This is a genomic window from Rothia sp. HMSC058E10 (assembly GCF_001809415.1).
In the GTDB taxonomy this organism is placed as follows: domain Bacteria; phylum Actinomycetota; class Actinomycetes; order Actinomycetales; family Micrococcaceae; genus Rothia; species Rothia dentocariosa.
Window position 1 is genome coordinate 19920 of record NZ_KV797609.1, and the last position, 15174, is coordinate 35093.

17 protein-coding genes are annotated in these 15174 nt (G+C 55.4%); 12 read left to right on the plus strand and 5 right to left on the minus strand.

The window, feature by feature from the left end; all coding sequences use genetic code 11:
• Nucleotides 1-375: 375 nt before the first annotated feature.
• The 10 genes from rplK to HMPREF2609_RS10850 all read left to right on the plus strand — a co-directional run bounded on the left by rplK (nucleotide 376) and on the right by HMPREF2609_RS10850 (nucleotide 9461).
• Nucleotides 376-804 (plus strand): 50S ribosomal protein L11, encoded by a 429-nt coding sequence (gene rplK / locus HMPREF2609_RS00535; protein ID WP_004005333.1) that lies wholly within the window; start codon nucleotides 376-378, stop codon nucleotides 802-804.
• Between the two features lie 122 nt (nucleotides 805-926).
• Nucleotides 927-1631 carry a 50S ribosomal protein L1 gene (rplA, locus tag HMPREF2609_RS00540; RefSeq protein ID WP_013397650.1) on the plus strand — a complete coding sequence of 235 codons (705 nt, stop codon included), beginning with the start codon at nucleotides 927-929 and terminating at the stop codon, nucleotides 1629-1631.
• Between the two features lie 358 nt (nucleotides 1632-1989).
• Entirely contained in the window at nucleotides 1990-2973 is a 984-nt protein-coding gene (gene tehA, locus HMPREF2609_RS00545; protein WP_048751133.1) for a dicarboxylate transporter/tellurite-resistance protein TehA, read from the plus strand.
• 82 nt (nucleotides 2974-3055) lie between these two features.
• Nucleotides 3056-4183, plus strand: a complete 1128-nt coding sequence (locus HMPREF2609_RS00550; RefSeq protein WP_070534470.1) for an ABC transporter ATP-binding protein — start codon at nucleotides 3056-3058, stop codon at nucleotides 4181-4183.
• Between the two features lie 48 nt (nucleotides 4184-4231).
• Nucleotides 4232-4987: a HipA family kinase gene (locus HMPREF2609_RS00555; RefSeq protein ID WP_048751135.1), complete on the plus strand. Its 756-nt coding sequence runs from the start codon at nucleotides 4232-4234 to the stop codon at nucleotides 4985-4987.
• Nucleotides 4988-5006: 19 nt separating this feature from the next.
• Nucleotides 5007-5858 carry a hypothetical protein gene (locus HMPREF2609_RS00560; protein WP_048751136.1) on the plus strand — a complete coding sequence of 284 codons (852 nt, stop codon included), beginning with the start codon at nucleotides 5007-5009 and terminating at the stop codon, nucleotides 5856-5858.
• Between the two features lie 386 nt (nucleotides 5859-6244).
• Nucleotides 6245-6775 (plus strand): 50S ribosomal protein L10, encoded by a 531-nt coding sequence (gene rplJ / locus HMPREF2609_RS00565; protein WP_070534471.1) that lies wholly within the window; start codon nucleotides 6245-6247, stop codon nucleotides 6773-6775.
• A gap of 116 nt (nucleotides 6776-6891) precedes the next feature.
• Complete coding sequence (gene rplL, locus HMPREF2609_RS00570) at nucleotides 6892-7272, plus strand: 50S ribosomal protein L7/L12 (RefSeq protein ID WP_070534472.1); 381 nt, start codon at nucleotides 6892-6894, stop codon at nucleotides 7270-7272.
• A 318-nt stretch (nucleotides 7273-7590) separates the two neighbouring features.
• The gene (locus HMPREF2609_RS00575) at nucleotides 7591-9126 is read left to right on the plus strand and encodes a glycoside hydrolase family 32 protein (protein WP_070534473.1); all 1536 of its coding nucleotides are present in this window, start codon (nucleotides 7591-7593) and stop codon (nucleotides 9124-9126) included.
• A 188-nt stretch (nucleotides 9127-9314) separates the two neighbouring features.
• Nucleotides 9315-9461: a hypothetical protein gene (locus HMPREF2609_RS10850; RefSeq protein ID WP_160311320.1), complete on the plus strand. Its 147-nt coding sequence runs from the start codon at nucleotides 9315-9317 to the stop codon at nucleotides 9459-9461.
• Between the two features lie 94 nt (nucleotides 9462-9555).
• On the opposite strand, the gene HMPREF2609_RS00580 is transcribed toward HMPREF2609_RS10850, so the two are convergent.
• On the minus strand, nucleotides 9556-9909 hold the full coding sequence (locus HMPREF2609_RS00580) for a hypothetical protein (protein ID WP_070534474.1): 354 nt from the start codon (nucleotides 9907-9909) through the stop codon (nucleotides 9556-9558).
• A 151-nt stretch (nucleotides 9910-10060) separates the two neighbouring features.
• Between HMPREF2609_RS00580 and HMPREF2609_RS00585 the strand changes: the two genes are divergently transcribed.
• Complete coding sequence (locus HMPREF2609_RS00585; protein WP_256387750.1) at nucleotides 10061-10438, plus strand: PTS sugar transporter subunit IIA; 378 nt, start codon at nucleotides 10061-10063, stop codon at nucleotides 10436-10438.
• 303 nt (nucleotides 10439-10741) lie between these two features.
• Nucleotides 10742-11446, plus strand: a complete 705-nt coding sequence (locus tag HMPREF2609_RS00590) for a GNAT family N-acetyltransferase (RefSeq protein ID WP_070534476.1) — start codon at nucleotides 10742-10744, stop codon at nucleotides 11444-11446.
• Nucleotides 11447-11608: 162 nt separating this feature from the next.
• Here the strand turns inward: HMPREF2609_RS00590 and HMPREF2609_RS00595 are convergent, their stop codons facing one another.
• The 4 genes from HMPREF2609_RS00595 to HMPREF2609_RS00610 form a co-directional block, all read right to left on the minus strand.
• Nucleotides 11609-12631 (minus strand): LacI family DNA-binding transcriptional regulator, encoded by a 1023-nt coding sequence (locus HMPREF2609_RS00595; protein ID WP_070534477.1) that lies wholly within the window; start codon nucleotides 12629-12631, stop codon nucleotides 11609-11611.
• 183 nt (nucleotides 12632-12814) lie between these two features.
• Nucleotides 12815-14083: a molybdopterin molybdotransferase MoeA gene (locus HMPREF2609_RS00600; RefSeq protein ID WP_070534478.1), complete on the minus strand. Its 1269-nt coding sequence runs from the start codon at nucleotides 14081-14083 to the stop codon at nucleotides 12815-12817.
• 27 nt (nucleotides 14084-14110) lie between these two features.
• Entirely contained in the window at nucleotides 14111-14800 is a 690-nt protein-coding gene (locus HMPREF2609_RS00605) for a molybdenum cofactor guanylyltransferase (RefSeq protein ID WP_246825524.1), read from the minus strand.
• Nucleotides 14801-14907: 107 nt separating this feature from the next.
• Nucleotides 14908-15174 carry a MoaD/ThiS family protein gene (locus tag HMPREF2609_RS00610; RefSeq protein WP_048751142.1) on the minus strand — a complete coding sequence of 89 codons (267 nt, stop codon included), beginning with the start codon at nucleotides 15172-15174 and terminating at the stop codon, nucleotides 14908-14910.

Below are 15174 nucleotides of genomic sequence, written 5' to 3' on the forward strand. Positions count from 1 at the left end.
TCCAGTTCACCGTGCTTTAGCCGTAACTTCATGAGCAGCTGATTAGCTCATAGACACGAAGGTGTACCGCTGTCCGCAAAACGGTACACCTTCGAGGTCTGTGATAACCAAGAGCTTTCCTGAACCTGCGTGCACTCCAAGCTAATCAGGTCAGGTGTGTACTTCGCCTCTGCACCCTAGAGAGCGAGCCGTCAGCTAAAAGGCTCGTCGCAAGAAATTCCAGTGGATTTAAAGCTGCTTTAACGCTAGAATATTCGTTTGTGTATGCGCATGCTCACGCTTTCATGCGCCCGCACGGGTGACCGCGCCACGGTCACCGTCTGCTGGCGTACGCTCCTGTACGTCAGTTTCCCAGCTAAGAAAAGGACCCTAACATTGGCTCCCAAGAAGAAGGTCACCGGCCTTATTAAGCTGCAGATCCAGGCAGGCGCCGCTAACCCGGCTCCGCCCGTCGGCCCGGCACTGGGCTCGCACGGCGTGAACATCATGGAGTTCTGCAAGGCATACAACGCTGCTACCGAATCGCAGCGCGGTAACGTGATCCCCGTTGAAATTACCGTATACGAGGATCGTTCCTTCACCTTTATCACGAAGACCCCTCCAGCTGCTGAGCTTATCAAGAAGGCTGCTGGCGTTGCTAAGGGCTCGGCTGTTCCCCACACCACGAAGGTTGGTTCTATTACCGAGGCTCAGGCACGCGAAATTGCTGAGACCAAGATGCCCGACCTGAACGCGAACGACCTAGACGCCGCAACTAAGATCGTTGCCGGTACCGCTCGTTCCATGGGTATTACCGTCGAGTAATTAAGCCGTTTTCGGCACCGCGGTTTTCCGCATTTTAACTTGTAAATGCCCACGTTTGGGCGTGGGATGTGGCAGAGTCGAGCGCGGCTCACGAGACCACAACTGCATAAGGAGATAAGCAGATGGCAAAGCGCAGCAAGGCGTACAAGGCGGCTGAAGCCAAGATTGAAGAGGGCAAACTATACACCCCCGCTGAGGCAGTAGCCTTGGCGAAGGAGACTTCCTCCGCTAAAACTGATTCAACCGTTGAGGTAGCTCTGCGCCTCTCGGTTGACCCCCGTAAAGCCGATCAGATGGTTCGCGGCACCGTGAACCTTCCCCACGGCACCGGTAAGACTGCTCGCGTGGTTGTTATCGCAGCTGGCGATAAGGCAGCCGCAGCTGAGGCAGCGGGTGCTGACTTCGTGGGTTCGGACGAACTGATCGCTAAGATCGCTGGCGGCTGGACCGACTTCGATGCGGCAGTTGCAACCCCCGATATGATGGGCAAAGTTGGTCGCCTGGGTAAGGTTCTGGGTCCCCGTAACCTCATGCCGAACCCCAAGACCGGCACCGTGACCATGGACGTTGCGAAGGCTGTTGCAGACATCAAGGGTGGCAAGATCGACTTCCGCGTTGACCGCAACTCGAACCTGCACTTCATTATCGGCAAGGCATCCTTCTCCGCCGAGCAGCTGGAAGAGAACTTCAACACCGCTCTGGAAGAGATCAACCGTTTGAAGCCTTCCTCGGCTAAAGGACGCTACATCTCGAAGGCTACCGTTGCGACCACCTTCGGCCCCGGCATTCCGGTTGATCCCGCATCCGTAGTTTCGGCTGCAGCCTAAGGTTGGGATTCTAGGAAGCCTGTGGGCTTCTCAGATGTGAAAGAACCCGCCGCCCATGCGTACTGCACGCACGGGCAGCGGGTTTTCTTTATTCTGGCACCATATCCCACAAGATTTGTAGAAGAACCACCCAGCCTGAAGCAGGCTTAGAGGAACACGCTTCCGATCCATATTTCCGCTCCCATGGTATTTCCCAGCGGTTCTGCCGACATATCTATTCTGGATGAAGCCGCCGGGAATAAACGGAGCTTCTTTCCCCTTATGTGTCGTGGCGTTAAAACGCTGACACACGATCTTCGCATCGCTCTCGAAGGGGCGAGCGCCGCCGTATACTGTGCATATAACCCGGGAGGATTACATGAGTACTGCCGCCGCGCATCCCGTACCTTTGGGTACGCCCACCACCACAAAACCGTTCCCTATTCCGACGAGCTATTTTTCGGTAGCGCTGGGAACGAGTGCGCTGGGGTTGTCGTGGCGGTACGGTGCCACCGCACACCTGGTACCGTCCTGGGTGGGGGAGAGTATACTGGCGCTCGCCTCGGCAACCTGGCTGGCGCTGATCGCGGCGTTTGCCGTCAAACTTATAACCCGTCGCGATGCGCTCCAGAACGAACTTCGCGACCTCGTGATGTGCTGCTTTCTGGCGCTGGTTCCGGTCACCACCATTGAGGTCGGGATATCCGCGTACCCCTATGCGGCACCGCTCGGGTATGCATTGATTCTTATCGGTGTGCTGGGGCAGCTGGCATTTTCGATGTACCGCACCGCCGGACTCTGGCGTGGAACGCATACAGTTGCGGCGACAACCCCGGTCATCTACCTACCAACGGTGGCCGCGAACTTTGCCTCCGCGTCCGGGTTAGGGGCGTTGGGGCACCGCGACTGGGCGATGCTGTTCTTCGGTATGGGTCTTCTCTCGTGGTTTAGCGTGGAGGCCGCAATCCTGGGCCGCCTGCGCACCGAACCTGCGTTGGATCCTGCAGTACGCGGCATTATAGGGGTTCAGCTGGCCCCTCCGTTTGTGGGCGGTAATGCCTATCTGGCAGCTAATGGCGGGCACGTGGACTGGGTTTTCCTAGTGCTCACGGGTTACGGTGTGCTTCAGCTGCTGTTCCTGCTTCGCTTAGTGCCGTGGATTCTCAAAGCCGGGTACACCATGAGCCTGTGGGGATTCTCCTTCGGGCTGGGTGCTATGGCGGGCGCCGGAATGCACCTGGTCGCGGTTTCTCAGCTCGTGCAGCTTGGCTGGGCGCTGTGGATTCTTGGCACCGCACTGATCGCGGTGCTTTGGCTCGGGATGCTGATGCTGGCAATACGCGGCAGGCTTTTAGTGCGGTAGCTTCATCGAATACAGATCGTCAGGAACGTGCGGGCCGTGGCGCTGCTTTTCGGGTAGAATGTCGGGACGTCATAATAGAAGCATGACAACTCAAGGTTCAACACCTCAGCCTTCCTCAACGACGACTCACGAGGGGCTTCAGATTCGTGGTGTCGCGAAGAGTTTTGGGACGGATACTCATGTTCTGCGTGAGATCGACCTTGAGGTGGAGCCGGGCGAGATGGTGTCGCTGGTGGGTGCATCCGGAACCGGTAAATCTACGCTTTTGCGCATTATTGCGGGGCTTGAGGAAGCCAACGCCGGGCGCATTACCTATGCGGGTCAGCCGTTGAGCGCCGGGCAGGTAGGGTTCGTTTTTCAGCACCCGATTCTGTACCCGCATCTGTCGGTTCGTAAGAATATTCTTTTTCCAACTACCCTGCGCGGCTACCGCCAAAAGGCCGATAAAAATTACTATACGGATCTTATGGATGCGCTCCAGATTGGCGAGCTTCAGCGCCGCAAACCCCAGGAACTCTCAGGCGGGCAGGCGCAGCGTGTGGGTATTGCGCGCGCCCTCATTCGCAAAGCACCTGTAATCCTTTTCGATGAGCCGCTGGCGAGTGTTGATGAGGAACTGAGCGCAAGTATTCGGGCGGATATTGCGCGTCTGCACGCTGAGTACAAGTTCACGGGGCTGTACGTGACACATGATCAGAATGAGGCACTGCAGCTTGGGCAGCGCGTGGCGGTCATGGATGCCGGGTACCTGGTGCAGGTCGATACCCCCGAGCATTTGCTGGCAAATCCGCATACGCTGCAGGCGGCGCGGCTGACAGCATCGCCAGCCCTGAACGAACTGACTCTCACGGAAGGGCAGCATCTTCCGGAAGGGGCTTCGCTCTATGTGCGTGCAACCTCGCTGCGGCGTGTAGAGGGCATTGTTGAGAATCCCGCAGAGAATACGATACCGGTGCAGGTTCAGGGGGTACTCCCGCAGGTGGGCGGCACACTCTACCGTGCTGTAACGCAGGCAGAGGTGACTTTATATGCCGCGTCGCATGACGGTTCGGCGCGAGTCCCTCTGCAGGTTCCCGGTGGGCAGCCCCTCGAATTTTTTGAGCCGGATGCGCTCGCCCTGCCCGTCCTTACATCGGGAGGGCAGGTACAGGTTCAGGTTCCTCCGCATCATTGTTTTATCTTTGCCGACGGCATGCGGCACTATCTATGAGACACTAGGAAATTGTTAGACTTGTATATAGTTTGAGGATTCTAGAAGATGATCTCCGATGCCACGTTGCCCCACCGAGTAACAATGCGGTATCTGATTCGCATGGCGAATACGGGGGAACGTCCAGTGCTTTGCAGATGCGATGATGAGCAGGAATACTGGTGCAAAAGTTTTGAGCTAAGTATCAACGAGGATACGGTGGTGAATGAAATCGTTTCTGCCGAAGTTGGTCGAGCTATTGGTGCTCCCGTGTGTGAGTGGGCAATAGTCAATCCTGAAGAATTTGCGGGGACATCATTTGAGGGTAAGGAAATATCGGATGCACCGCTTTTTGGATCGCGTGTGGTTCAGACTGCACAAGAGAAGGATACTCTGGATCATTTGAACCGTGACGGTAACCAAGAACGTATTCCTAGGCTGGTTGCTCTCTGGTATCTTTGCAATGCCGTGGATATACAGGTGTTGTATAAGCAGGAGAATGATTTCCAGATATTTTCTTTTGACCACGGCTACTGGTTCGATTCACAGGAGCCGCCAGGACGTCAACTTATCAGTTTTCATCAGTTAGCTGGAAGGACCGAAATACCTGCAATCCCGGGGCATATCAAAAAAGATAACTGGCAGGCAGCCATCAACGCGGTGGACGCGTTAGAATATTCAGACCTACATCATATTATTGACATGATTCCGTCTGAATGGAATCAGTCAAAGCAAGGTATGGACGAAATACTTCGCTATGTGCTGGGGCGAAAAGGCTACACGATAGAACGTCTCACGCACCACATGAATCAGACGAGCCACTGAGAGGAGGAGAGAAAGACTGATGCTGTATCGCTACTGGACTGTTCGGTATGTTCCCGACGCCGTGCGCCCCGATACGGTCGGTGTCGGTGTGATCGTCGCCGATGAACAGAACACTGATTCTGCAAGCAGGTTCGTGACCAAGGTTTCCGATATTCCGAATATCGGCGGACCACGCAAAGAATTTCTGGCCTCTCTCAACGGTTTGAAGGAAGATCTGAAGTTAAGATCAGCGACTCAGTCGGATTTGGACCCCACTTCGACCGTGAGCGGGTTCGTGGAACGCGCTCGCAGGCAGGGGCACGGTATTCTTCAGATTGACCCGGCTCGTCCAGCTGCTGGTATTTCTGCACAAGCTATTGCAGATGACCTATATCGGCGGATAATTGATCGTTCACATGAGGCTCGTGCGCAAAACCTTACTCGTGTGCGCGGTATCGTTCGTGAAGAATATGAAAATTCAGTTATTATCGACCAATATCTTCAGAAGAAGCCAAAAATAGATATTCTTGGGGATTCTGCAACTGTTGACTTGGCGGTACTAGGAGAAAACTACACTGAACTCAGCAGCGCTTTCTCATTCTTGGCTGCCCCCAGCGCAGAGTTCCGCAACCGCCTCAAAGCTTTTATTGCTGATATGAATGAGGTCCGTGAAGGTAACGTGTCGGTTTTGCAGGGAGCTGATAAGAAGATGCTTCACCTTTCTGAAGATACCCCTGTGATTGGGTATTTTGAAGAGCCTCAGGGAAAGGAACAGGGCAGACTCTTTGAGTCGATGCTCAAACGCTGGGACCAAATAGGGGTTAAACCTCTATCCGTGGACCAAGCACACGAACACGTCCTAGATGTAGAGCGTAAACTCCAAAAGGTATAAGCCTCTCCTGTGCCTACGTGGCTCTCACATAGATAGTCAGGTGATTCTTACAGAGGCGGCAACGGACTGCACCCGGGCAATAGGGTTTAACTTGCTTTTGCCGATTTAACCTGTCATGATGATTAGACCAAAGACCGCCGGTCTAGGGCTGTATGCTGTGCAAATTTCGGTATTTTACCGTCATGAAATGCAGCATAATCTCTGATAAGAGCAGATTTCCTGTCGGGAAATCGCCGCCCGCGCAGGTGCCCGATGTGACAGTTTCATCCTACGTGGATGCATTTCCATGCTGTCTGCCTCGTACGTCTGCGCGTCGGGGCATTTTTTATTGCCTCAAACACTGCACTTATTCGGCGACCTTACAAGAATCGGAAGAAGGAACTACCATGGCGACTCAGGAAAAGATCGCTGCAGTATCCGAGCTGAGGGAACTCTTCGAAGCCTCGAACGCAGTCATCCTGACCGAATACCGCGGTCTCACGGTGGCACAGCTCAAGGAGCTGCGCCGCGCACTCGGTGCTGAGACCGAATACGCCGTGGTGAAGAACACGCTTGCTGCTATTGCAGCAAAGGAAGTTGGCATCAACTCGTTTGAGGGTCAGCTTCAGGGTCCTTCCGCGCTGGCATTCATCAAGGGTGACCTCGTTGATGCTGCTAAGGGACTGCGTGACTTTGCCAAGGCAAACCCCCAGCTTATCGTGAAGACCGGTTACTACGAGGGTGAAACCCTGACCGAGGACGATGTGAAGCGCTACGCTGACCTCGAATCTCGCGAGGTTCTGCTGTCCAAGGTTGCCGGTGGCGCAAAGGCTGCTATTGCCCGCGTTGCCCAGGCCGTGGATGCACTGCGCGTCAAGCTGGAAGAGCAGGAAGGCGCAGCCCCCGCTGCAGCCGAGGAGGCTTCGGAGGAAGCATAAGCTCCCCGCACCTCACCGCGTGAAAACGCACCAAAACTTCAACCCGCCCGCCCGGGCAGGGTACTAATAAACCAGACCGCGGGCAAGACCCGCACCTGATAGTGAAGGAGCCACACATGGCTAAGCTGTCCATCGAAGAACTCATTGCAGCTTTCAAGGAACTGTCCCTCGTAGAGGTTTCTGAGTTCGTTAAGGCATTTGAGGAAGAGTTCGACGTTACCGCTGCAGCTCCCGTTGCAGTTGTAGCAGGCGGCGCTGGCGGCGGCGGCGACGCTGCTGAAGAGAAGTCCGAATTCGACGTTATCCTCGAATCCGCTGGCGACAAGAAGATCGCCGTGATCAAGGAAGTTCGTGCCCTGACCTCCCTCGGCCTGAAGGAAGCAAAGGACCTCGTTGACGGCGCACCCAAGCCCGTCCTTGAAGGCGCTTCCAAGGAAGACGCTGAGAAGGCTAAGGAGCAGCTTGAGGGCGCAGGCGCAACCGTTACCCTCAAGTAATCGATTTCTTCTCGATTCTTATTACGCTGGGCGGCGCATCCACTACGGATGCGCCGCCCAGCGGCTTTTAATCCTTAAACACGAAACGTGTTGTTCTTACAATACGCAGGAAGGAATCTAACCCCGGAGAAACCTTTAAGCTGTACGCCAGCTGTGGCGATGCTGAGTCTGCCTGTACATCAGACGATAAAAGGCACACGACCCTAGGGAGGGCGCTCATGGGCTGGTATGATAACGCTTGAACCCCCACTCAGAGGTATATTGCCAACAGTCGGGGGAGCAGAGCACAGATATCTGAGAGTTGGAAAGATCGAGACCATGAGCCCGAAGAAAACCAAGACCTCAAAGAAGGCATCGAAAGCACGCCCCGAACGAGACCTAGCCCTTGAGGCACAAGACGTTCTGGATACCTTCGGCGCTGCTGTTCGATCTGACCGCGACTATCCGGCGCTGCATTTAGCGCCTCCGGTAGGAAGACTGAATGACCCCAACGGACTGGTCTATGATGGGCACAACTACCACGCCTTCTACCAGTACTCGCCACTTCACCCCGAACGCAAAGTGTACTGGCGCCACGCCGTGAGTACCAACCTCGTAGATTGGAAAGACGTGGGGACCGCTCTGGTCCCGAATACCCGCTACGACTCCCACGGATGCTACTCGGGTTCGGGTATTCGCGTGAAAGGCGGTTTCGAGTTCTTCTACACGGGCAACGTCAAAGACTCCAAGAATAAGCGTGAAGTCTACCAGATTCTTGCCACCGCTGGGAAGGATGGGAACCCCGTTCGCCAGCTTCCGCCGCTTATTTCTGGTCCTCACGATGGTTATACTGCTCATTATCGTGACCCTCACGTATTTGAGCGTGATGGAAAATGGTGGATGGTCATCGGAGCGCAGCGCAAAGATAAGACCGGTGCCGTGGTCGTGTATACCTCGAAAGATCGCCGCGACTGGAAATTCAAGGGCGAGCTGGGTATCAAGGCTAAAGAGCTTGAGAAATGCTACATGTTCGAGTGCCCCTCTCTGCTGCAGCTGCGTGACGAAGTCACCGGCGAGATACGGGATGTGCTCATCTTTAGCCCGCAGGGTTTAAAACCGATGGGGGAGAAGTACCTCAACATCTACCAGAGCGGTTATATTGTGGGTGAGTTCAGCCCTAAAACCCTCAAATTCAAGGTAGAAACCCCTTTTACTGAGCTGGATGCGGGCTTCGAATTCTACGCCCCGCAGACTATCTCGGGCACCGGAACCTCAGCGGCTCAGGATGCTCCCCACGAGGAGACCGTGATGATCGCCTGGTTCGGCAATGCCGAGCAGGACGACCAGCCGTCCTGGTCGAAACGCTGGGTGCATATGATGACCTTCCCCCGCGAACTGCACTTGCGCGATGGTAAGCTCTATCAGCATCCTGTGCCTCAGCTTGACGATGCCATGCCGCTTCAGCCAATTGAGCCAGACGAGAAAGGTAGGCTCAAAGAACTTAAGGACGCACGCGTCTTCCGCCTGCGCGGTCGCGTGAACGTTGCCGATGAGCGCGTGAAAATCAAGATTAAGGATACGCACGGCGTGGCGCTGAGTATCGTACTGGATCAGGATTTCGTGCAGATGGATCGCGGCGGAACCCGCTACACCGAGGGAGGTAGCCTACGCCGCCGCACCCTCAAACGTGCTAAGACCCGCCAGTTCGAGCTGCTCGTCGATGGCTCGGCCGCCGAACTCTTCGTAGGCGGTAAGCTTGCGGCTTCGCTGGGTGCAGAGGTATTTAGCGCCCGCACCTTCTTCAAGGGTGAGAAACGCCGCGTTCGCCTGACCGGCGGGAAGGTTCTTTCGCTGGAGTATGCCCGAAAAAACTAGACCCATCAGGAAGTTTCATAAGTAGAAAAATATATCGTGCAGGAGCCTGGGATTTCATGGTCCCGGGCTCCTATCATCGGGTATACTGCATACTAACATGTCAAGCGATTGACATATCACAAAACGGTGATTTTTCACCGCCTTTAACACAGACAGCACCTCGGGGTGCCAATCCAAAGGAGAGTAGCGTGGACCACAAATCAGTGGCAGAGCGCGTGCTGCAGGATGTCGGAGGCGTGGACAACATCCGCGCGGCGGCTGCGGCGGCTCCTTTTGGGCTGCTAGCACTTTACTCCTGCGATCATCCTCAAAGCAAAGGTAGCAAAAACATGTGAATTGGATTTGGAACATCCAAAACAAGGAGGGTTAATGTATTAGGAAGTAACTTCCTAATACATTAACCCTCCTTTATTATCCGTATTCTAACTCTTACATGTGTCCAGAACCATCTCCTGCGAACACATACTCACACCTCAAATTAGTGGTGAAACCAACATTGTCTACTTGGTTAGTCACGACATGCTGATCAAAGGTGATATTGTACACGCCTAATCGATTAATGTTTCCGTATTTTTCTTCGCATGCTTTACGGCCAGGACCTATAATCTGTTGCCAATCTGGTCCTTCAAGAAGCTCCCGACCGCTATAGATTTCAGTAATGTCGGAGTAAATGCGCCATGGTGGAGTGTAAGTTACTGCATTAGCAGACGGCATGCCCCCTAAAATAGAGGCTACTGACAATCCAGCGATTAAAGTAAAACTCTTGAGATTTACGCGAGCCATGGTACCTCGTACCTCCTAAGGTGGAATATCCTTACCTAAAACCCTAGCTATATAAGATAAGTTCTTCGCGCAATATTTTTGATAGTATTACAAGATATTAATTGTGCTTGAAAAGTAAAATATTTAATTTATCTATGTATTTTGTCTATTTATAAATGACCAGAAATCCCTTGTGGCACCCGCCGACGGTAAGATTACCGTGGCATTTCCCACCGGTCACGCCTACGGCATGCGCACCGAAGATGGGCTGGATTTGCTCATGCATATCGGTATGGATACCGTCGAGCTGGACGGCAAGCACTTTACCCCCAAGGTTGCTAAGGGTGATATCGTCAAACGCGGTGATGTTCTGGCCGAGTTCGATATTCCCGCCATCAAGGATGCCGGGTATGTGCTGGTGACCCCGCTGGTCATTACCAACGCGAAGAAACTCACTACCGCCGTGCGTGATGCACAGACTCCGGGTGCCTCGGTTGCTGTCGGTGACAACCTACTTCAAGTTGGTCTCAAAGAGAAAACTTCGGCATAGATCTCACTGAGCGAGACATAAATTTACGCTCAGAGGTGCATAAAGTGTGTGGCACCCTATCACGAAAATCTCTGATGGGGTGCCACGTTTTCGTTGTGGTGACAATGGTTTCGCAGAATTCTGCGTTACATTGAATGGGTGCGAGGCTGTGCGAAGGTGTGTTGTACCTCCTTGTTCGCTTCTGGTGAGTTAGATAACGTTATATAAGTCAGTGTTTTCTGCATAAAAATGCAGATATTGAGAGGGGGATGAGACCCCAGCCCAGCCGGTAGCCACTGCCCAACCACATGAAAGGTGATCATCATGAATACCACCCCGTACACCGTCCGCCAAGCTCGTCCAGAAGAAGTATCGCAGGTTCTTGATACGCTCACCGAGGCGTTCCTGAACGACCCCTATATGTACAAGGTCTTGGGCGAAAAACCGCAGGAAGATAAACTGCGCGCACGTTTTGAAGTCCAGCTCGAAGGCACCTATATGCCTCGCGGATGTGTAGACGTCGCCGTTGATCTCGACGGAAAGATTTTGGGTACCGCCCTGTGGCTTTCTCCCGAAAATCAGCAGACCGATGTCAAACAAGAGCTTCGAGATAACGCGAAGTTCATGAGGATCTTGGGACCGCGGACTATGCGGCATGTGATGGCTGAGAACCGTGAACTGCACAAGTACCGTCCGAAGTTTAAGCACTGGTATCTGCACACGATTGCGGTGCGGAAGACCGCTCAGGGTATTGGGGTTGGAACGGAGCTCCTGCGCCACGCGATAGACCGCTTTGACGGTACCGCCGCATATTTGGAGGCTTCCACCCCGCGCAGTGCGGCTCTGTACGAGCGTCTTGGGTTCATTCCTATGGGCACCTTCGCCTCGGGAGACCCCTATATGGGCATGCTGTATCCCATGAATCTTGAAACCGCTCAGGATGATGAGCACAGCGTATCCGCCCGTGAAGAAGACTCTCACGACGAGGGACATTTCATGATGCGGGAGCTCGTCGGCTCCTCCTCATAGAACGTACCCAATTCATCGCCGCGTGTCTTGAGCACTCGCAATTCTAACGTTGCGAGGGTTCAAGACACGTATTTTTATCTGAAGTACTTGAGAGGAAATACCCTTAAAGCTTGAGCGGTCGTTTAGGCATATTAGACACGTGATACGGCGTATGCACAACACTCAATCTCGTGCAGGTCGCACCGTGCCGCCCAACCGCAGGGTTACCGGCAGAACGTCCTCACCGCCCCTAGCATCTGCGGGTTCTGCATCTTCCTCGGTCTCGGCTGCAATCGCCTCCGTTAAGCGCCGAACGGCACGCTCGGCAAGAGCATCAATCGGCTGCACTACGCTCGCAAGTTCGGGCAGAAGCGTGTGAACCGTATCCGTGCCGTCAAAACCTATAACCTGGAAATCTTCGGGCATCTGTATCCGGCGGCTCTGGGCCCAGGCCAAGGCGAGCGACGCATAGGTGTCATTCGATGCGAAAACCGCCTCAACGGGTTGGGTGCCGCGATGCGCATCAAGATATTCGTACAGCATGTTGCGCTGATGCTCCGCTGACTCGTGAAACCCAAGCTCCAGAAAATCCGGTGATAGCCCGGCGGCGGTAAGCGCATCCGCATAACCTCTCTGCCGTAAATTCTGTTCGCTGACAGTTGAGGTAATGTGCAGTATACGTCGCGCCCCAGTGCCGATCAGATGCTCGGTCGCTTGCCGTGCCCCCGCATAATTATCGGAACGAATATTGGGGTAAGGGCCGGTTTCGGGGCGATCGATAGCCACCAGCGGCGCCTGTACCTGAGGAAGCTGCGCGACGGCCTGCGAATGAGAGCCGGTAATAATTCCGTCCACCTGGTGGGCAAAAAGCATATCTAAATAACGGTGCTCAAGCTCTGGTTGCTCATCGCTATTGCACAGAATCACCCGGTAACCCGCGTTCGCCAAACGCGACTCCAAACGGTACACCATTTCGCCATAAAAAGGATGCGCCACGGTCGGAAAAATAAGCCCGATAATATGCGAACGCCGCTCCTGAAGCGAACGGGCAATGGCATTAGGACGGTAGCCTAGCTCGCGGATAGCCGCAAAAACCTTGTCACGAGTCTTCTGGCTCAAATAGCCGCGGTTATTCAACACTCGCGAGACTGTCGTGGGCGAAACCCCGGCACGGGCGGCGACATCGCCGAGTTTGGGCTGTGCCATAGCGCGTCCTTTCGCGTGTCAGATAATCTCCCAACACTATACAGCCTCCCGGATGCACCGAGAACCCTGTGCGAGCCCGTGTTTACAGTACGGCATATCTTCCCTCATGCGGCAAGTTTTTTTACTGAGCGGGGTTCCGGGGTACTTAGGTAATCCGGCCTGTACAGCAGAACGATGTGCGGGCTAGAAAACAGGCACGAGAATTGCGTGCGTGCCCGCCCTCTGTCCGGTCGCATCCACGAGAGCAAAGTGGGTCGCCTGAGCCAGCCCTGAAAGCATATGAGAGGCTAGAGCGTCCAGAGGATACGCCTTACCTTCAGAAACCCGCACCGGCATGAGACGATGCTGAGAACGCTTGCGCAGAGGCGGAATATCCGTAGCGAGTTCGGCCCGATCAAGCGCCGGAATCGGCAGACCGCGCAGCCCCGCCAGGATTACGGGAAGATACGAATATAACGCCGTATACGCTGCCAACGGGTTACCGGGAAGGCCCAGCACCAAACGCTCTTGTCCCGCATTCATGCCCTCTTCGGGGGCGGGAATCTTCGCCGCCAACGCTGGATGCCCCGGTCGCACCCGCACCGACTCGAAAATATACTCGGCACCAATATCGGTAAGCGTCTGCCGCACCATGTCTATCCCGGATGTGCTCGACCCACCCGTAAAAATCAGGATGCGTGCCGTCGAGGTCGTCACAAAGGTGTGGAATTCTTCGGCGATATCCGCAAGCCGCGCGGAAGGACGCACCTCGCACCCGGCCGCTGCGAGAGAGACCTCCAGAAAACCGCCGAACGCATCCCGAACCTGGCCGGGAGAGGGCATACCAAAGGTAATAACCTCGTTCCCCGTGAAGGCACACCGCACCGGAACGTTCTTAAGCACGGGAAGCTCGTCAAAACCGTTGACTCCCAAGAATGCCGCGCGCTGCGCCGTCATAAGATCGCCGCGAGAGCTTAGAATCGCGCCGGGAGAAAGCTCCGCGCCCGCATAGCGGATATCCGTTCCGGGTTCCGGGGCCGTGTAACCCTCCGCCATGTCAAGATAGTGAATTCCTGAACCGAGCGCACCGGCACCCTCGTACCGGTGGGAATGCTCCTCACGCACAATCGCCTCGGTCCCCTCGGGCAGAAGCCCACCCGTGAGAATCGGGGTTGCCTCCCCAGCGGTAATGGGCACCGCCAGACGGTGAACGTTTGTGCGCGCATCCTCGGGGTAATCCGGCGATACGAGACGCCAAGGCGGTGCACCGGCGACCGCATACCCGTCCATCGCCGAAGAACTATAGTGCGGCACAGGCATGCGCGCCGTCAGGTCTTCCGCCACATACCTGCCGATGGTCGCCTGCAGGGGGAGAGCCTCGGTGCTCAGTGTTGGGGTGAGCGCGCTCGCGGCGGCGTGAAGCAGTTCGCGTGCTTCATGCCAGGAAACGGCGGGTGGGTGGTGGTGAGACATGGAATCCTCTGCTGAAGTTGATGGTTATTAGTAGTCGAGCCAGCGTGGGGTGCTGTAGCCGAGTTCGTGCGCCTGCTCCCAGGTATCGACGTCGGCAGTATGCGCGGGATCGAGCTCGACGGCGACCGGGGCAAGACGCTTCACAAAAGAGCGCACGGAGGCGTTTGTGCTGCCCTCTGCAAAGACTTCGCGTAGGGGTGCGAACCGGTAGATGCCAATGAGCGGTTGGAAGACTCCCTCCGCTACGCCCCAGTACCCCAGAGTTTCGGTCGGTGCGTCTACTGTGTGCGCGAGAAGTTTCTGCACTGCGGGCGCTATCTGCGGGGTATCTACCCCCAAAATAAGGCACCACGCGGGAGGGGCTTGTTCGCACGCCGCATAGGCTGCCGCTAGTTTTTCGAGTCCGGCATGAAGCGCCGCCGCAGGACCGGAATAGGGAGGGTCTTCGCGCGTATGCAGTGCATCCGACGGCACCGGCAAGGTTTCGGGGCCTACGACTACGCGCAGCTGTGCCTGCCCGGCGGCATCAAGCGCGCGTTCCAAAAGGGTCTGGGAACCATTGGAAAGCCCGGCCTTCGGGGTGTGATTGAGGCGCGAAGATTTACCGCCCGCCACAATAATGGCGCAGAACGCGGGAATCTGGGCGGTGCGGGTCACCGGATGTTGGGTTCGTGTACCGTTATCCGGCGCACGTAATGGGTCATGCGGTGTGTGCACAGAGGTGAGACCTTCCGGGATGATGGCAGCAAGTGTAGCGTGGTGCGCATCCTGGTGGAAAACATGAAGCAACCGCCAAAAGCGAACGACAGCCCATAAGTCTGAGTTTACCCGCCAGCAAAGGGCGGCAGAACGTCTACGCGCACATTTTCGGTGAGCACAGTATCGAGTTCGGAACGGGTACCGTCGATCAGGAACGAACACTGGTGCATAACCTGCGCGAGCGTCATGCCGGAGGCAGTTTTCCCGGTAAACGCCTCACCCAATTTTTCGACGAGCGCACGCAGGGTCGGCTCGACCAAATCTGTAAGGCTCACCTGTGTCTCGGCAACGCCGGATGCGGCACGTGCGGCAGCGAAGAAATGTATCTGCAC